14 protein-coding genes are annotated in these 17,085 nt (G+C 72.1%); 2 read left to right on the top strand and 12 right to left on the bottom strand.

What is annotated here, in order from left to right; all coding sequences use genetic code 11:
* Nucleotides 1–81: 81 nt before the first annotated feature.
* From rsmD to thiL, 4 genes are read right to left on the bottom strand one after another with little or no spacing between them, the layout of a single operon-like run.
* The gene (rsmD, locus tag M3E84_RS02160; RefSeq protein ID WP_259894364.1) at nucleotides 82–651 is read right to left on the bottom strand and encodes a 16S rRNA (guanine(966)-N(2))-methyltransferase RsmD; all 570 of its coding nucleotides are present in this window, start codon (nucleotides 649–651) and stop codon (nucleotides 82–84) included.
* 7 nt (nucleotides 652–658) lie between these two features.
* Complete coding sequence (locus M3E84_RS02155; protein WP_259894363.1) at nucleotides 659–2,959, bottom strand: ATP-dependent DNA helicase RecG; 2,301 nt, start codon at nucleotides 2,957–2,959, stop codon at nucleotides 659–661.
* Nucleotides 2,959–4,026 (bottom strand): DAK2 domain-containing protein, encoded by a 1,068-nt coding sequence (locus M3E84_RS02150; RefSeq protein ID WP_259894362.1) that lies wholly within the window; start codon nucleotides 4,024–4,026, stop codon nucleotides 2,959–2,961. The genes M3E84_RS02155 and M3E84_RS02150 overlap by 1 nt, the downstream gene beginning before the upstream one ends.
* Nucleotides 3,962–5,152: a thiamine-phosphate kinase gene (gene thiL, locus M3E84_RS02145; RefSeq protein ID WP_259894361.1), complete on the bottom strand. Its 1,191-nt coding sequence runs from the start codon at nucleotides 5,150–5,152 to the stop codon at nucleotides 3,962–3,964. The genes M3E84_RS02150 and thiL overlap by 65 nt, the downstream gene beginning before the upstream one ends.
* Before the next feature lie 254 nt (nucleotides 5,153–5,406).
* Between thiL and M3E84_RS02140 the strand changes: the two genes are divergently transcribed.
* Nucleotides 5,407–5,901, top strand: coding sequence for a DUF3515 domain-containing protein (locus M3E84_RS02140; RefSeq protein ID WP_259894360.1), 495 nt, complete (start codon nucleotides 5,407–5,409; stop codon nucleotides 5,899–5,901).
* A 7-nt stretch (nucleotides 5,902–5,908) separates the two neighbouring features.
* Here the strand turns inward: M3E84_RS02140 and M3E84_RS02135 are convergent, their stop codons facing one another.
* The 6 genes from M3E84_RS02135 to leuC form a co-directional block, all read right to left on the bottom strand.
* On the bottom strand, nucleotides 5,909–7,081 hold the full coding sequence (locus M3E84_RS02135) for a D-alanine--D-alanine ligase family protein (protein ID WP_259894359.1): 1,173 nt from the start codon (nucleotides 7,079–7,081) through the stop codon (nucleotides 5,909–5,911).
* Complete coding sequence (locus M3E84_RS02130; protein ID WP_259894358.1) at nucleotides 7,078–8,253, bottom strand: NAD(P)H-dependent glycerol-3-phosphate dehydrogenase; 1,176 nt, start codon at nucleotides 8,251–8,253, stop codon at nucleotides 7,078–7,080. The genes M3E84_RS02135 and M3E84_RS02130 overlap by 4 nt, the downstream gene beginning before the upstream one ends.
* Entirely contained in the window at nucleotides 8,250–9,038 is a 789-nt protein-coding gene (locus M3E84_RS02125; protein WP_259894357.1) for a 1-acyl-sn-glycerol-3-phosphate acyltransferase, read from the bottom strand. The genes M3E84_RS02130 and M3E84_RS02125 overlap by 4 nt, the downstream gene beginning before the upstream one ends.
* A gap of 26 nt (nucleotides 9,039–9,064) precedes the next feature.
* Nucleotides 9,065–10,384, bottom strand: a complete 1,320-nt coding sequence (murA, locus tag M3E84_RS02120) for a UDP-N-acetylglucosamine 1-carboxyvinyltransferase (protein ID WP_259894356.1) — start codon at nucleotides 10,382–10,384, stop codon at nucleotides 9,065–9,067.
* 144 nt (nucleotides 10,385–10,528) lie between these two features.
* Complete coding sequence (leuD, locus tag M3E84_RS02115; protein WP_259894355.1) at nucleotides 10,529–11,128, bottom strand: 3-isopropylmalate dehydratase small subunit; 600 nt, start codon at nucleotides 11,126–11,128, stop codon at nucleotides 10,529–10,531.
* Between the two features lie 74 nt (nucleotides 11,129–11,202).
* Entirely contained in the window at nucleotides 11,203–12,639 is a 1,437-nt protein-coding gene (gene leuC, locus M3E84_RS02110; RefSeq protein WP_259894354.1) for a 3-isopropylmalate dehydratase large subunit, read from the bottom strand.
* A 161-nt stretch (nucleotides 12,640–12,800) separates the two neighbouring features.
* Between leuC and M3E84_RS02105 the strand changes: the two genes are divergently transcribed.
* The gene (locus M3E84_RS02105; RefSeq protein ID WP_259894353.1) at nucleotides 12,801–13,574 is read left to right on the top strand and encodes an IclR family transcriptional regulator; all 774 of its coding nucleotides are present in this window, start codon (nucleotides 12,801–12,803) and stop codon (nucleotides 13,572–13,574) included.
* Nucleotides 13,575–13,642: 68 nt separating this feature from the next.
* Here the strand turns inward: M3E84_RS02105 and M3E84_RS02100 are convergent, their stop codons facing one another.
* On the bottom strand, nucleotides 13,643–15,325 hold the full coding sequence (locus M3E84_RS02100; protein ID WP_259894352.1) for a GTPase: 1,683 nt from the start codon (nucleotides 15,323–15,325) through the stop codon (nucleotides 13,643–13,645).
* On the bottom strand, nucleotides 15,322–17,079 hold the full coding sequence (locus tag M3E84_RS02095; RefSeq protein WP_259894351.1) for a dynamin family protein: 1,758 nt from the start codon (nucleotides 17,077–17,079) through the stop codon (nucleotides 15,322–15,324). Before M3E84_RS02095 ends, M3E84_RS02100 begins: the two co-directional genes overlap by 4 nt.
* Between the last annotated feature and the right edge of the window lie 6 nt (nucleotides 17,080–17,085).

Genomic DNA, 17,085 nt, shown 5'->3' with positions numbered 1-17,085 from the left:
GCGGCGTGCCAGGTGAACTTCAGATGATGCCGGCGTCGACGTCCCCGTCCCCACCCCGGATCCGCTCGGGCGACGAGCGAGTCAGGAGGGATCGTCGGCCTCAGCGAACCAGAGCATGGTCTCGCCGTGCCTGCTGCTCTCGAGCCGACGCAGGCCCTGGGGCCAGGCGGGCTCCGGACTGCGCGAGGACCGTTCGATCACCACGACGCCGCCGGGACCGAGCTTGCCGCTCAGCAGGGACAGCACCTCGCTCAGCTCGGTCTCCCCCAGCGGGTAGGGCGGATCGGCGAGCACGAGATCCCAGGGACCCTCGTGGGTCGAGGCGTAGCCGTGCACGGAGCCGCGCTCGCAGCGCACCCGCTGCGAGCCGAGGGCACGATTGACCGTCTCGGCATTGGCCCTGCACACCGAGACAGCCCGCGGATGCTTCTCCACGAGCACGACCTCGCGTGCGCCGCGGCTGGCGCACTCGCAACCCAGGGCCCCGGAGCCGGCGAAGAGGTCCAGGACGCGGGCCTCGTCGATCATGCCCCAGGCGTCCAGGCGGGAGAACAGCGACTCCTTGACGCGATCGGTCGTGGGCCGGGTACCGGTGCCGGGCACGGAGGCCAGACGAGTGCCGCCGGCCGCTCCGGCGATGATGCGGGTCACGAGCGGATCAGCCCCTCTCCAGGTACTTCTCGGTGTCCTCGTCGAGCGCGGCGCGGATGGCCGCGAGCAGCTGCGGGTGCTGCTCGAGCCCGGGATCGGCGCTCAGCACCGCCTGGGCCTCACGACGGGCGCGCTCGATGACGCCGGCGTCGTCGACGGCGCGCAGCAGCCGCAGCGTGGAGCGCCCGCCGGACTGGGCATCGCCCAGGATGTCGCCCTCGCGGCGCTGGGCCAGATCGGCCTGGGCGAGCTCGAAGCCGTCGGTCGTGGCCGCCACAGCCGCGATCCGCTCGCGCGAGGGGTGCTCGGGATCGCGGCGGGTGACCAGCAGGCAGGTGGAGCGGTGCGCCCCGCGACCGATCCGCCCGCGCAGCTGGTGCAGCTGGGAGATGCCGAAGCGATCGGCGTCCACGATGACCATGAGCGTGGCATTGGGGACGTCGACGCCGACCTCGACCACGGTGGTGCAGATCAGCAGATCGATCTCCCCGGCGGCGAAGGCGTCCATGGTCTCGGCCTTCTGCGCGGCGTCCAGGCGTCCGTGCAGCACCGCGATCCGCGTCCGCTCCAACTCCGGGGCCCGCTGCACGAGCAGCTTGAGCCAGGTGGTCGAGACCATGGCCTCGGCGGCCTTCTCATCGGCGGCCGAGCCTGCCAAGGAGAACGGCGGGACCTCGTCGTCCGCCCCGATCTTGGGCGCGACCATGTAGACCTGCCGTCCTGCGGCGATCTCCTCTGCGGCCCGGGCCATGATCCGCCGCTCCCAGGCCGGGTGCTCGAGCAGCCCGACCACGTGCGTGTCGATCGGCTGGCGTCCCGCGGGCAGCCCTTCGAGCACCGAGACGTCGAGATCGCCGAAGACGGTCATGGCCACGGTGCGCGGGATGGGCGTGGCCGTCATGACGAGAAGGTGCGGGACCTCCTCGGCGCCGGTCTCGCGCAGGCGGTCGCGCTGCTGCACGCCGAAGCGATGCTGCTCATCGACCACCACCAGGCCCAGGCGCAGGAACTGCACCGTCTCCGCCAGCAGCGCGTGGGTGCCGATCACGATCCCGGCCTCGCCGGTGACGATCTCGAGCAGCGCCTGCCTGCGCGCGGCCGTGGGCATGGACCCGGTCAGCAGCACCACGCGGGTTCCCTGCGGATCGCCCTCCAGCGTCCCGGCCGCCCCCAACGGCCCCAGTGCGCGCACGATCGAGGCGTGGTGCTGGGCGGCCAGGACCTCGGTGGGCGCCAGCAGCGCGGCCTGCGCCCCGGAGTCAACGGCCTGCAGCATGGCCCGCAGCGCCACGACGGTCTTGCCGGAGCCCACATCGCCCTGCAGCAGCCGGTTCATGGGGTGGACCTGCCCCAGATCCGCGGCGATCTGCCGTCCGACCTCCTGCTGCGAGGCGGTCAGCTCGAAGCCCAGCCGCTGCTCGAATCCCTTCAGCACCACGCCGTCGCGGCCGGTGAGCTCCGGCGCGCGGCGCTGGGCGACCGCCTGGCGGCGGCGCAGCAGCGCTGCCTGCAGCACAAGCGCCTCGGTGTGGCGGAACCTGGCCTTGGCGCGGTGCCAGTCCTGCTCATCGGCCGGGCGGTGCATGGACTGATACGCGCTGGCCAGATCCGAGTACCGGTGCTCCCGTGCCACCTCGAGCGGCAGCGGATCCGGGACGGTCGACCAGTCCACGGCGGCCAGGCACAGCTGCACGGCCTGGGCGATCCGGTCGCTCGTGAGCTTGGCGACGGCCGGATACACCGGCACGGGGCGCCCGGCGCTGTCGAGGGCATCGGCGGCGTCGACGTCGTCGTCGGGATCCAGCGGCGCATAGTGCGGGTTCGCCATCGTCAGCTCGCCGCGATACTGCGAGACCTTGCCCGAGAACAGCGCGTGGGTCCCGCTGGTGAGGTCGCGGGAGGCCGTCCAGGCGTTGAAGAAGCTCAGCGTCATGGTGGCCCCGGTGGACTCCGCCAGCAGGTCCGTCCCGGAGTCCGAGGAGCGGTCGGTGATCACGACCTCGGTGATCGAGCCGCTGCGCGAGCGCATCCGCCGGGTGGACACGCGCAGCACCTCGGCCACGAGCGTGGCGTGCTCATCCAGGCGCAGCTCGCTGAACGAGGTCAGCTCCCCTCGAGGAACCAGGCGGCGCGGGAAGTGCTCGAGCAGCTGGCCGATCGTGACGAGGCCCAGGTGCTTCTCGAAGGTCTTCGCCGAACTGGCCCCGAGGACCTCGGCCAGCGGGCGATCCAGATCCCCGCGGTCCACGGACGACGCTGGGGCCTCCGGTCCGGATGCCGAGCCCCGGCTGCCCTTCCGCGGGCTCATCAGTCCAGATCCGAGGTGTTGACGCGGTTCTGACGCCCCGAGCCCTCCGGGTCCAGCCCGGTGACCGCCACATTGCGCGGCGTGCCGTGGGCGCGCAGGACGTCCAGGGCGACCTGCTGATCATCCACGTGGACGTGGACCCGCCAGCGCCACAGCTCGCCCTCGATCTGGGAGATCGGCGAGGTGATCACGGAACGGCCGATCTCGGTGAGCTCGAAGCGCACGGAGGCAGCCTCCAGGGCGGTCAGCTCGACGGTGGCCACGACTTCCACGCCGGTCTCGGCCTCGCCGCCCGCCGCGCCGGCCTCCCCGGCTGCGCCGGCCGCCGAGGCCTCTCGCATGCTCTCGAGCAGCTGCTGGACCTGCACGCCGGTCTCCTGGCCGGTGGGCTCTGCGCTGTCGTCCGGGGCGCCGGTCCACAGCACGGGCCGACCGGATCCCTCGCCGGCGGCGGAGCGACGCAGGGCGTCCAGGATGATGAGCATCCCCAGGGCTCCGGCGTCCACACGCCCCGAGCCCTGCAGGACTTCGAGCTCATCCGTGGAACCGAGCACGGCCTCCCGGGCCGCGGCGACCACGCGCTCCAGATGATGCAGCAGCGTGCGTTTGGAGCCGGGCTCCTCGTTCTCCGGGACCTGCACGGCGGCGATGTCCCTGATGACCGAGAGCATGGTGCCGGGCACGGGATCTGTCAGAGCCGACCAGGAGCGCAGCTCGCCCGAGGTCAGGGCCTGGGCGAAGGCCTCGGCGGTGAGCCCGCGGCCCTCGAGCGAGGCGCCCACGGCGCACAGCCACACGGCGAACAGGGACCCGGAGTTGCCGCGGGCGTCGTCCAGCGCGGCCTGACCGGCGAGCATGATGAGCTCGCCGACATCCGGGGTCTCGAGCACCTGGACCGCCTGAGCGGCGGTGCCCACTGTGGTCACCAGGTTGGCGCCGGTGTCCGAGTCGGCCACCGGGAAGACGTTGATCGCATCCAGGATGTCCGCGCTGGCGCGCAGCTCACGGACGGCGAGGTCGAGCCATCGCCGAACGGCCTCCGTGCTCGCTGTGCTGCGGACGTTCAAAGTGGTCCCATCCTCCGCTGCGGCTCCTGCCGATCAGCTGGTTCGCATCATCGCCTGCCACGCTCACATCCCAGCCGCCGACGGGCTCCTGGGGCTGCGCGCGCCCGGCAGGACCGGCTGCTGGTCCGCCGGAGGGGGCTCCCGGCAGGCGCACAGAGCCTATCGCACGGACTCCCTCAGGCACCTGAGCATCTTCCGGGAGACTTGCCAGCAGGCCGTGGTCCTCCCCGCCGGTGAGCACCCAGTCCAGGGGATCCGCGCCCAGCAGCTCGGCGGCCGGGCGCAGGGGCTCGGCCAGCTCCTGCAGGGCTCGGGGATCCAGCTCCAGGTGAACACCCGAGGCCTCCGCGATCCGCCCGCAGTCGCGCACGAGGCCGTCCGAGACATCGATCATGGCGGTGGCTCCGGCGCGTGCCAGCAGTGCGCCGGCCGGCACAGGGCTCACGGGCCGCAGCTGCCAGCCTGCGATCTCGTCCAGGACGGGGTCCTCCCCGGGGCGATAGGCGCTCGAGAGCAGCAGCGCCAGACCCGCTGCCGCGCGCCCCACGGTCCCGGCCAGCACCAGCCGCTGCCCGGCAGCTGCCCCGCTGCGGCGCACGGGCTCGCGGCCCTGCAGATCCCCGGTCACCGTCACGGTCACGGAGAGCTGCTCGCCGCCGCCCAGATCCCCTCCGGCCACGGCGAGCTGCGGGGCCCCGCAGGCCTCGATGCCGCCGCGCAGCCCGCGGGCGAAGTCCAGGACCCATTGGCATGGAGTCTGCGGGGGAAGGGTTAGCGAGACGACCGCGGACGACGGCACCGCCCCCATGGCCGCGGCATCCCCCAGGTTCTGCGCGGCGGCCTTGGCGCCGGTGTCCGCGCCGCCGGTGAGTGCACCGCTGGGCCACACCGGCAGGAAGTCCTGGCCCTCGACCTGGGTGTCCGTGGTGATCACATAGCGCCCATCCGGAGCGGCGATCACCGCGCAGTCATCGCCGGGACCCAGCTGGAGATAGGTGGAATCGCCGCCGCGCAGCAGCGGCAGGAAGGCCGCCAGCAGCTCGGACTCCGAGGCCTCCCCCACGCTCAGCCCGGCGATCGCCCCCGCGGCCTGGGGCGGCTCGGCGCAGCAGTCCCCCGAACCCATCGGGGCAGCCCCGCGAGCAGTCCCAGGGCCCTGGCTGCACGGCCTCGCGCCGCCGGTGCTGTCCTGCCTGGTCATCTGCCCCGCCTCTTCGGTCGATCGGGCCTCACGCCGGTGAGCGGGGCCATCGAGCCTTAGGGTAATGAGCGGGGCGGACAGCACAGCCCCCTGCGCCGCGGCACCGGCGTGCGTGTCTGCCGGGCCCGCGAGCCTGCGCGATTCGAGGCCCGCCGGAGCCGGGCGATAGGATCCGGGCCATGCGCCCCGGTCCAAGTCCACTGCACCCCCTCCGCGCTGCGGCCCTGGCGGCCACTGGCCTGGTCCTGCTCACGGGCTGCGGCTCCAGCACCGCACAGGTCGATGCTGCCGAGGACGCCTCGAATCCAGAATGCGCGGCGGCCATGCTGGCCATGCCCGAGCAGATCAGCGGGCAGGCCCAGCGCCAGACCTCGAGCCAGGGCACCACGGCCTACGGGGATCCCTCGGCCGCCGTGGTGCGCTGCGGGGTGACGCCCCCGGAGCCCACCACCGATCTGTGCACGCGCGTGGACGGGGTGGACTGGCTGATCCGCGACCTCGAGACCGACAACCAGTGGCAGGCCACGACCTACGGGCGCGACCCGGCCTTCGAGATCACCTTCGACACCACGGTCGTGCCGTCCTCGACCGCCCTCGTCGACCTGGGCAGCGCGATCTCGACGGTGCCGCAGGAATCCGAGTGCCTCTCCGTGGACGAGGCCCCGCAGGTCTGATCCGGGCTCAGCGCAGTCCGATGGGCCGCTCCAGGGCCAGGCGCAGCAGCTCGTCGAGCAGGGCGTCGTAGGGCAGCCCGGAGGCCTCCCACAGCCGCGGGTACATCGAGATCGAGGTGAACCCCGGCATGGTGTTGACCTCGTTGATGATGGCCCGGCCGTCGTCGGTCAGGAAGAAGTCGGCGCGCGAGAGGCCCTCACCGTCCACGGCTTCGAAGGCGCGTGCCGCATCCGCGCGGATGCGCTCGGCGGTCTGCTCCGGGACCTCGGCCGGGCAGCTGAGCCGGGCGGAATCCTGCTGGACGTACTTGGCCTCGAAGTCGTAGAACGAATGCTCGTCCACCACGACGATCTCCCCGAGCAGGGAGACGCGCGGGGCATCCTGCCCGCGTCCCTGCAGCACGGCGCACTCGATCTCCCGCCCGGAGATCCCGGCCTCCACGACGACCTTGCGATCGAAGCTCCGGGCCTCCTCCACCGCGGCGGTGACAGCCGAACGATCGCTCGGGTCGTCCACCCGCGTGATGCCGAACGACGAGCCCGCGCGCGCCGGCTTCACGAACACGGGGGCGGACAGCTGGGCGATCTCGTCCAGGACCTCCTCCGGCTCCCGCAGCCAGCGCCGGTCCTTGGCCACGACGTACGGACCCACCTCCAGCCCGGCCGATTCGAAGGCGACCTTCATGAAGTGCTTATCCATGCCCACGGCCGAGGACGTCACCCCGCAGCCGACGTAGCGCATGTCGGCGAGCTCGAGCATCCCCTGCAGGGTGCCGTCCTCGCCGTAGGGACCGTGCAGCAGCGGCAGCACCACATCGATGTGCTCGCGGCGCTCCTGGGCCGGGCCCTCGCCGGAGATGTCGCGGATCAGCAGCTCGGTGTCCCCGGAGCCCATGGGCAGCGAGACCATCTCATGGCCCACCGGCAGCTCGGTGATGGGGTTCTGCTCGAGCAGCGCCTCGAGCTGCTCCGGCGAGAACAGGAACCACTCGCCCGTGCGCGCGATCCCCACGGTCACCACGTCCCAGTGCTCGCGATCGATCGCCCCGAGCACCCCGCGGGCGGTGACCAGGGAGATGCTGTGCTCGGAGGAGCGCCCGCCGAACAGGATCGCCACGCGCGGGCGGGACGACGGGGCAGCGGTCTGAGAGTCGGTGGCGGCGGGATCGATGGTGCTCATGCGGTGGTTGCCTCCGCTTTCAGTTCGCGGCCCAGCAGCAGCGGGGCGAGGTGTTCGACGGTGATGCGACCGTCCAGGATAGCCACCACCGCCTCGGTGATCGGCATGTCGACGCCGTGCGCTCGCGCGAGCTGCAGCACAGCCGAGGCCGACTTCAGGCCCTCGGCCGTCTGCGTCATCTCGCGCTCGATCTGCTCGAGCGTCCGGCCCTGTCCCAGCAGCCGCCCGGCGGTGCGGTTGCGCGACAGCGGCGACGAGCAGGTCGCCACCAGATCGCCGATGCCGGCCAGCCCGGCCATGGTCTCGCTGCGGGCCCCGAGGGCCAGGGCCAGCCGGGTGGACTCGGCCAGCCCCCGGGTGATCACGGAGGCCTTGGAGTTGTCACCGTAGTGGCGGCCGTCGCAGATCCCCACGGACACCGCGATCACGTTCTTGGTCAGACCGGCGATCTCGGTGCCCACCGCATCCGTGTTCGTGTAGGGCCGGAAGTACGGCGCCGCCACCGCGCGGGCCACATCGGCGGCCAGTTGGGGATCGGCGGCTGCCACCACCGAGGCGGTGGGCTGCTCGTCGGCGATCTCCATGGCCAGGTTCGGGCCCGAGACGACGCACAGCCGCCGCGCCCAGCCGTCGCGGTCGCGCCCGCCCAGCCGGTGACCCTCCGGGCGATGCTCGGCCAGGACCTCGGCGGCGACCTCGCTCATGCGCAGTCCGGTCCCCCGCTCGAGGCCCTTGGCCAGCGAGACCAGCACGGCGTCCTGCTCGAGGTGCTGCGCCACGACCGCCAGCTGAGCGCGCAGGGCCTGGGCCGGAACGGCCAGCACGACCAGATCCGCCCCGTCCAGCGCCTCGGCGAGATCGGAGGTGACCTGCAGCGGATCGGGCAGGTGCGTGCCGGGGACGTAGCGCTCGTTGACCCGGGTGCGGGCGATGCGCGACATCGCCTGGGCATCCCTGCCCCACAGCACGACCTCGGGAGCGGGGGCCTCCCCGCTGAGACCGGCGTCGGTGAGGATCTTCGCGAAGGTGGTGCCCCAGGATCCGGCGCCCAGCACGGCTGCCCGCCCCGGGCTCCACCGGACCTCCGGGACGCCCAGGTCCTGGGCGACCTCGGCACCGCCGGGCTGCGGCCCGGACTGCTCGTGCTCAGAGTGCTCGACGTGCTGCGTCATCGTCGTCCCTTGAGGCGCCGGTCCCAGCGAGTGGGCGGAACGGGTTCATCGCGCAGGACGGACAGCTCGGCGGCGATCGCGTCCAGGATCGCCTCGGTGGCAGCCGCAGCCGCGGCGCGCGGCACGGCGGCGACCCTCTCGGCATCCGTGAGTCCAGTCTGCCCGGGCGCAGCTTCGCTGCGGAAGGGCGTGAGGTCCACGGGCTCGCCCACGCGCACGCGCACCGGACGCCGCGGGCGCAGGCTCACGCGCAGCCGCCAGCTGCTGTCGCGGCCCAGGATCTCCTGATCGCCCCAGTGCGCGATCGGGATCACGGGGACGTCGAGGCCCAGCGCCAGCTGGGCCGCGCCGGGGTAGGCATGCATGGGCCAGCGCAGCGGGTCGCGGGTCAGCGTGCCCTCCGGATAGATCCCCACGGCCCCGCCGCGGGCCAGACGGTCCTGCGCGTCCCTGAGGGCCTGGGCGGTGTCGCGGGTGCCCCGGTGCACGGGCACCTGTCCGATCCGGTGCAGCAGGAAGCCGAGCACCGGGATGCGGAACAGCGACTCCTTGGCCAGGAACCGCGGGGTGCGCCCGCCATCGACGATGCTCAGCCCCACCGTGATCGGGTCGATCTCGGTGACGTGGTTGGACACGATCACGCATGGACCCGTGGCCGGGATCCGCTCCAGATGCTCGACGCGGCGGCGGGCCAGCAGGGTGTACGGCAGTCGTACCAGTCCCTGGAGCAGCTGCTGCTCGAGGTTCAGCTCGGACGTGCGGTCAGGCAGACGGGTGCGGGCCATGTGCGGCTCCCTGCGGGTCGGGCGGATCAGGAGTTCGCGACGTCGAACGTGGCGCCCAGTGCCTCGAGCTTCTGGGTGAAGTGCTCGTAGCCGCGCTCGATCAGCTCGACGCCGGTCACATTCGAGACGCCCTCGGCGGACAGGGCGGCGATCAGGTGCGAGAAGCCCCCGCGCAGGTCCGGGACGTGGATGTCCTGGGCCCTCAGCTCGGTGCGCCCCGAGATGATCGCCGAGTGCACGAAGTTGGACTGCCCGAAGCGGCAGGGCGTGGAGCCCAGGCAGTCGCGGTGCAGCTGGATGTTGGCGCCCATGCGCTGCAGCGCATGGGTGAAGCCGAAGCGGTTCTCGTAGACCGTCTCGTGCACGATCGACACGCCCTCGGCCTGGGTCAGGGCCACGACCAGCGGCTGCTGCCAGTCGGTCATGAAGCCCGGGTGGACGTCGGTCTCCACAACGATCGGCTTGAGCGCGGTGCCCGGGTGGGAGAAGCGGATGCCGTCCTCGCGGATATCGAGATCGCCGCCGACCTTCCGGAAGGTGTTCAGGAAGGTCATCATGTCCGACTGCGTGGCGCCCTCGACGAAGATGTCGCCGCCGGTGGCCAGCGCCGCCGAGCCCCAGGAGGCCGCCTCGATGCGATCGGACATGGCCTGATGGCTGTAGCCGGACAGCGACTCGACGCCCTCGATGTGGATCACCCGGTCGGTCTGCACCGTGATGATCGCGCCCATCTTCTGCAGGATCGCGATCAGATCCATGATCTCGGGTTCGGTGGCGGCACCGCGCAGCTCAGTGCGCCCGCGGGCTCGGGTGGCCGAGAGCAGCACCTGCTCGGTGGCGCCCACCGACGGATAGGGAAGCTCGACCTTGGCGCCGTGCAGCCCCTTGGGGGCGGACATGCGGATGCCGGAGCCGAGCTTCTCGACCTTGGCGCCGAAGTGGCGCAGGACGTCCAGGTGGTAGTTGATGGGGCGATCGCCGATCTTGCAGCCGCCGAGGTCGGGGATGAAGGCCTCGCCCAGGGTGTGCAGCAGAGGCCCGCACAGCAGGATCGGGATGCGGGAGTCGCCGGCGTGGGCGTCGATGTCCGCGTGCTGGGCTCGGACGACGTTCGACGGGTCGAGCTGCAGGGTGCCCTGGCCGTCGTTGTCGACCGCCACGCCGTGCAGGGACAGCAGATCGGTGACGACCTGGACGTCCTTGATGTGCGGGACGTTGCGCAGGGTCGAGGGGGTGGCTCCCAGGAGCGCGGCCACCATGGCCTTGGGTACGAGGTTCTTGGCCCCCCGGACCTTGATCGTACCCTGGAGCGGAACCCCGCCCGTGATGGTCAGTGCGCTGGACATGGTCTCCCGATCTGCCGTGGGATCACGGCAATTGCTCGATGCGAGCAGCGATCGCGCTGCTGCGAGAGACCATCTTACGAGAGGACGGCGGCTCATGGCCGCACTGGCGTCGTGGGAAGTTCCTCCGTCCGGCGCGCAGCCGCCTCAGGTGCGCGCCGGAAGGGTCGTGGGCAGCCAGGCGGGGCGCTTTGCCTCGAACTCTCGGATCCTGTCCTCGTGCTGCAGCGTCAGCCCGATGTCGTCGAGCCCCTCGGCCAGCCGCCACGCGGTGTAGTTGTCGATCTGGAACGGCACGGTGACGTTGCCCACCGAGACGGTGCGCGCGGTGAGATCCACCGTGGTGGGAACCTCGGGCTCGGCCTCGATCTGCTTCCACAGCAGCTCCACGTCCGACTGCTCGACCTGGGCGGCCAGCAGACCCTGCTTGCCCGAATTGCCGCGGAAGATATCGGCGAAGCGCGGTGAGATCACGACCTTGAAGCCGTAGTCGCGCAGCGCCCACACGGCGTGCTCGCGGGAGGAGCCGGTGCCGAAGTCCGGTCCTGTCACCAGGATGCTCGCCTCGCGATAGGCGTCCTGGTTGAGCACGAAGTCGTCCTGGGTGCGCCACTGGGCGAACAGGGCGTCCTCGAAGCCCGTCTTGGTGATCCGCTTGAGATAGACGGCGGGAATGATCTGGTCGGTGTCGACATTCGACTGGCGCAGCGGCGCTGCGATGCCGGTGTGGGTGCTGAACTTCTCCACGGGATCCTCCTGGAGTGCTGCCGGGCTCGGCCCGGGCGGGTGCTGGACGGGTGCGGGGCGGGCGCTGGGCCCGCTCAGACCGAGACGGGCTCGAGGTCCGACGGCGCCGAGAGCGTGCCGCGCACTGCCGTGGCGGCGGCGACGACGGGCGAGACCAGGTGCGTGCGACCGCCCTTGCCCTGACGCCCCTCGAAGTTGCGGTTGGAGGTGGAGGCGCAGCGCTGACCCGGCGCCAGCTGGTCCGGGTTCATGCCCAGGCACATGGAGCAGCCGGCGAAGCGCCAGTCCGCGCCGAAGTCCTTGAAGATCTGGTCGAGGCCTTCGTCCTGGGCCTGCAGGCGGACCTTCTGGGAGCCGGGGACGACCATCATCTCGAGATTCGGGGCCTTGGTGCGGCCCCTGACGATCTCGGCGGCCAGGCGCAGGTCCTCGATGCGCGAGTTCGTGCACGAGCCCAGGAACACCACATCCACCGGGACCTCCTTGAGCGGGGTGCCCGGGGTGAGGTCCATGTAGGTCAGGGCGCGCTGGGCTGCGGCCTTGGCGCTGTCGTCGGCGAAGTCCTCGGGATCCGGGACCTCCCCCGACAGCGAGACGCCCTGGCCCGGGTTGGTCCCCCAGGTCACGAACGGCTCGAGGGTGTCGGCATCGATCACGACCTCGGCGTCGAAGACGGCGTCGTCGTCGGTGCGCAGGCTGCGCCAGTGCTCCACCGCCTGATCCCACAGCTCGCCCTCGGGGGCATGCGGGCGGCCCTTGACGTAGTCGAACGTGGTCTCGTCCGGGGCGATCATCCCGGCGCGCGCGCCCGCCTCGATCGACATGTTGCAGATCGTCATGCGCGCCTCCATCGACAGCTCCTCGATGGCCGTGCCGCGGTACTCCAGGACGTATCCCTGGCCCCCGCCGGTGCCGATCTGCGCGATGACCGCCAGGATGATGTCCTTGGACGAGACGCCCGGGCGCAGGTGGCCGTCGACCCGGATGGACATGGTCTTGAACGGCGCCAGCGGCAGGGTCTGGGTGGCCATGACGTGCTCGACCTCGGAGGTGCCGATGCCCATGGCCAGCGAGCCGAAGGCCCCGTGGGTCGAGGTGTGGGAGTCGCCGCACACGACCGTCATGCCCGGCATGGTCAGTCCCAGCTGGGGGCCCACCACGTGGACGATGCCCTGCTCGTCATCGCCCAGGGGGTGCAGCCGGACGCCGAACTCCTCGGTGTTCGAGCGCAGGGCCTCGATCTGCTTGCGGGAGGTCTGATCGGCGATCGTCGAGAAGATGTCCTCGGTGGGCGTGTTGTGATCCTCGGTGCCGATGGTGAGGTCCGTGCGCCGCAGCGGCCGATCCGCCAGGCGCAGGCCCTCGAAGGCCTGGGGCGAGGTGACCTCGTGGATCAGGTGGAGGTCGATGTAGAGCAGGTCCGGCTGCCCGTCCTCGCCGCGGCGCACGAGGTGCTGCTGCCAGACCTTCTCGGCCAGGGTGAGGGGCGCTGACTGGGTCTCAGTCGACATGGTGATCCTTCCGCTGAAGAGCTCCGCCTCCGCCCGATCGGGGCGAGGCGGAAGAGGGCGGCCACGAGGCCGCCGGAGTCATGCTCCCAGGATCGGTCGACCGCGCGGATTCCGCCACACGCCGTGCAGACATCTCGAATCCTGAGACGTAGTATCGCAACATGGACACTTCGCGGCCCCCCGCTTCCCTCGACAGCGCCTCCGTCGAGGCGGAGTCCTCCTTCTCCCCCAGCGGCGTCGGCGTGATCGACAAGGCCTCCGGCATCCTCGATGCCCTCGAGGCCGGCCCCGCCTCCCTGGCCCAGCTGGTATCGGCCACCGGCTACTCGCGGCCCACGGTCCACCGGCTTGCCTCCGCGCTGGCGCATCACCGGCTGCTCGGCAAGGACATCCAGGGCCGGTTCGTGCTGGGACCGCGCCTGGTCGAGCTCTCCTCGGCCGCCGGCGAGGACCGGCTGATCGCGGCAGCCGGGCCCACGCTCGTGCAGCTGCGCGATGCCACCGGCGAGTCAGCGCAGATCTTCCGGCGCCAGGGCGAGTGGCGCGTCTGCGTGGCCTCCTCCGAGCGCCCGATCGGCCTGCGCGACACGATCCCCGTCGGGACCCAGCTATCCATGAAGGCAGGCTCCGCCGCCCAGGTGCTCACCGCGTGGGAGGACCACGGCCGACTGCTCGAGGGGCTGCAGGGCGCCCGCTTCACGGCCACCATGCTCTCCGGGGTCCGACGCCGCGGCTGGTCGCAGTCCATCGGCGAGCGCGAGGCGGGCATCGCCTCGGTCTCCGCCCCGGTGCGCGGCCCGTCCGGGCGCGTCATCGCCGCCGTGTCGATCTCGGGTCCGATCGAGCGGCTGACCCGTCAGCCGGGGCGTCTGCACGCCGAGACGGTCGTGGCGGCTGCGCGGCAGCTCACCCAGGCCATCCGCCCGGGACTCTGAGCGCCCGGCGGCACTCGGCGCCCGGGCTGCGAGCCCCGACAGCCGCGGCGAGCCCAGAGGCGGCGTGCTCAGCCCCGGGCGCGCACCAGTGCTTCGCTCAGGCTCTCCTGCCGCGACAGCTCCGCTTCGACCGGATCGATCACGTGGGTCTGAGCCGCCCCGGCGATCTGCTCGCGCAGGCGGCGGCGCACGCGGGAGCGTCGTCGGGAGGCGGACAACCGCGCCAGGGCGGCCGAGAGCACCCCGAAGACCAGCCCGGCCACCAGGCCCGTGACCACCAGCAGCGTGGGCATCGGGATACCGGTGTCCTGCACCTGAGGGGTCGGCGGGACCGGGATCTGCAGGTAGTCCAGGGCGAACAGCCCCGTGAGCCACAGCAGCCCCGCCACGGCCATCAGCATCAGCAGCCACTGCACGATGTCCATGGGGACCCACCACCAGGACCGGGAGCCGCGGCGCAGATCCTTGCGCGCCAGGGCCTGATCCAGGGCATCGGGCAGCTGCTCGCCGCGCGAGCGGGCGGCCTCGCGGATGGAATGCTCCCAGGCGGGCGAAGCACCCTGGGACGCCTCCTGAGCGAAGCGGCGCACCGCCGTGTCCCCCGCGGCGCGCTGAGCGGGACCCATGGGCGGCAGGGAGCTGCGGTGCAGCGACGGATCGGAGGCGCCGTCCTCCTGCGCGCCCTGCAGATGCAGCCGCTTGAGCGGGTCCCTGCGGAAGGCCCCGAGCCACCGCACCGGCATCCATCCGGTGCGTCGGGAGGCGTGCAGGACGTAGCTGCGCGAGGCCGCCTCGGCGATCCCGTCAGCCTGCGCCGCGGCCGCCAGTCCGTCGATGAGGGACTCGCGGGCGAACGGCGAGACCCCCTCGGGCCGGCCCGTTCCCTGGGAGGCCTGCAGAGCCTCGACAGCGGCGTCGACATCGCCCGACAGGCGCTGCGAGGACGCGGCCTTGGCCTCGACGACCTCGGTGATCGCCTCCCGCAGCTGCCCGATGCCCGTGCCCCGCGCCGCGGAGGCCGCGATGGGCGCCGAGCGTCCGTCGGTGCGCAGACCGTCATCGGCCAGCACCTGGCGCAGCGACTCCAGCACACGGGGCACCTCGCCCGTGGGCAGGCGATCGGCCTGATTGAGCACCACGAGCGTGGAGGAGGCATGGCGCGACAGCGGGGCGATGAAGTGGTCGTGCAGCACCGCGTCCGCGTACTTCTGCGGATCCACGACCCACACGACGACGTCGACCATCCCCGCCAGGCGCGAGGCGATCTGCCGGTGCTCACGAGCCACCGAGTCCACATCCGGCAGATCGAGCAGGATCAGCCCTTCTGGCACAGGAGTCCACAGTCCGGCCGGCCCCTGGGACCACGGCTCGGCGGCCAGGTCCTCGAGGACGCGGCGATCGCGGACCTCGAGCCAGTCCAGCAGCGGATCGGCACCGGGCAGGCCGTCCAGCACGGCCAGCGGCTCGGAGGTCGTGGGCCGCTGGAGTGCTGCCCGGGCCACCTGGCGGCCGAGCAGGGTGTTCAGCAGCGACGACTTCCCCGAGCCCGTGGCTCCGAAGAAGCCCACCACGGTGTGCTCGGCCGACAGGGCTCTGCGGCCTGCCGCCCGGGTCAGCACGTCCTCGCCGAGCTGCAGGGCCGACTCGTCCAGGCGCCCCCGGCCGAGGTCGACGGCCTCGCGCAGTCCATGCAGGCGCTGATCCAGATCGGCGTGCGGATCGCGGCGGGGGCGCCGCCCCGGGAGCCTCACAGCGCCTCCCCGGCCGTGCGCACGGCGGCGGCTGCTTCCCGCAGCCGCGCGGGTTCGGGGTCTGCCACCGTCTCGAGGCGCTGCAGCCATGGCTGCTTCAGCTGCTCCACGAACTCCTCCATCCTGTGCTCCAGGTCCTCGCGGGCCTGCTGAGCCATCCGGCGCACGGCGTCCTCGCCGAACACCGCCTCCAGCAGCTTGGTGCCGACCACTCCCGAGGCACCGGCGATGCCGACCTCCGCGCCTGTGAGACCTGCCGACATGGAGAACACGACGACCATCAGTCCGACCGTCACGATGTTCAGCCCGATCGACATCAGCCGGGCCTGCGTGCGCTTGCCCGCGCCCTCGCGCTGGATCAGCGCCATGATCTCGCTCTGCCAGGACCGGATCACCTCGGCCGAGCGCTCGGGGACGTCGTCCGGCAGACGCCCCAGGTCATCGCCGTCGAGCAGTCCGCGCCCGGCGGCATCGGCGCGCCAACGGCGCTGGGACTGCTCACCGGCTTTGGCCAGCTCCTCGACGATCACGGCCTGCAGCCCGGTCTCCAGAGCCTGCTCGACCTGGACCTCCGGCGCAGGCTTCCCGCGCAGGGCCGCACCGGCACGATCGCGCCAGCGTCCGATCGTGGTCTCCAGGGAGCGGAAGAACTCGCCGGTGCCCACGTAGTCCTGCCAGCGCGAGAGCACTTCGTCGCGCAGCAGGGAGCCGTCGCGGGTGGCCTCGTCGATCGCCTCGAGGGCCCGGCGGTGGGCCTCCTCGACATCCGAGCGCAGCTGATCGGCGACCTCCCGCTGGGCGGCGGCCGCGGCGGCGACGTCGTCCGTGCGCTCGGCCAGCTGCCCGAGCGCACCGCCGAGCGTGCGACGGGCGACCTCGGAGCGGGCCTGCGCATCGGCGGCCAGATCGCTGAGCCATATCCGCAGCGGGTCGACGGCCGCGGCCGGCAGCATCTGGGCCGCATTGAGCGGGGATTCCGGGATCACGAAGATCGGGGCCTGGCCCAGGCCCTTCTCGGTGAGCATCCGGCGCAGGTCCGGCTCGATCTCCTCGGCGGCTCCCGCCGGCACCCGGTCCAGGATGACGGCGACGGTGATCCGACGGCGGCCTGCCTCGACGAGCAGGTCCCAGGCCGCTGCATCTGCGTACCGATTCGCGGTGGTGGTGAACAGCCAGAGGTCGGCCGCCGCCAGAAGCTGTCCTGCGAGCTTCCGGTTCGCTTCGGAGACCGAGTCGATGTCCGGGGCGTCGAGCAGGGCGATGCCGCGATCCGCGCCGTCATCGGCCAGCAGCACCAGGCTCGTGCCGGCAGCGGCGGTCTCGGGCGCGCCGAACTCGCCGCCGGTGCCCTCGACGCCCGCCAGCCGGCCCCGCACCCTGGCCAGGTGAGGGAGAACCCGCGTGCCCTCGAAGACCGCGGCGTCGTCGGGGTGGTGGATCAGCATGGGCTGACGCGTCGTCGGTCGCACCACCCCCGCCCGCGTGACCGGGCGGCCGATCAGGGCGTTGACAATGGTCGACTTCCCGGCACCGGTCGAACCGCCCACCACGGCCAACAGCGGGGCGTCGAGATGGCGCACGCGGGGCAGGACGTAGTCGTCGATCTGGTCGAGGCTGCGTCGGGCTGACTCGCGTCCGGGCTGGGCCTCCGGGGTGTCCAGCAGCAGGCTGACCTGGGACAGGACCGAGCGCAGCTCATCGACAGCCTCAGCGGGGGTGCGGCCGTTCGCGGCGGGATCTGGGTCGGTGCTCACGGTGGT

The organism is Kocuria sp. p3-SID1428 (assembly GCF_025149945.1).
Taxonomy (GTDB): domain Bacteria; phylum Actinomycetota; class Actinomycetes; order Actinomycetales; family Micrococcaceae; genus Kocuria.
The sequence above is the reverse complement of the archived record's forward strand: the minus strand, read 5'-3'. Positions and strand labels throughout refer to the sequence as shown.

What these genes read in the sequence shown, in the direction of transcription:
- M3E84_RS02155 (WP_259894363.1), bottom strand. Translation starts at nt 2,959, where the DNA reads ATGAGCCCGCGGAAGGGCAGCCGGGGCTCGGCATCCGGACCGGAGGCC.
- thiL (WP_259894361.1), bottom strand. Translation starts at nt 5,152, where the DNA reads ATGGGTTCGGGGGACTGCTGCGCCGAGCCGCCCCAGGCCGCGGGGGCG.
- M3E84_RS02140 (WP_259894360.1), top strand. Translation starts at nt 5,407, where the DNA reads ATGCGCCCCGGTCCAAGTCCACTGCACCCCCTCCGCGCTGCGGCCCTG.
- M3E84_RS02135 (WP_259894359.1), bottom strand. Translation starts at nt 7,081, where the DNA reads ATGAGCACCATCGATCCCGCCGCCACCGACTCTCAGACCGCTGCCCCG.
- M3E84_RS02130 (WP_259894358.1), bottom strand. Translation starts at nt 8,253, where the DNA reads ATGACGCAGCACGTCGAGCACTCTGAGCACGAGCAGTCCGGGCCGCAG.
- M3E84_RS02125 (WP_259894357.1), bottom strand. Translation starts at nt 9,038, where the DNA reads ATGGCCCGCACCCGTCTGCCTGACCGCACGTCCGAGCTGAACCTCGAG.
- murA (WP_259894356.1), bottom strand. Translation starts at nt 10,384, where the DNA reads ATGTCCAGCGCACTGACCATCACGGGCGGGGTTCCGCTCCAGGGTACG.
- leuC (WP_259894354.1), bottom strand. Translation starts at nt 12,639, where the DNA reads ATGTCGACTGAGACCCAGTCAGCGCCCCTCACCCTGGCCGAGAAGGTC.
- M3E84_RS02105 (WP_259894353.1), top strand. Translation starts at nt 12,801, where the DNA reads ATGGACACTTCGCGGCCCCCCGCTTCCCTCGACAGCGCCTCCGTCGAG.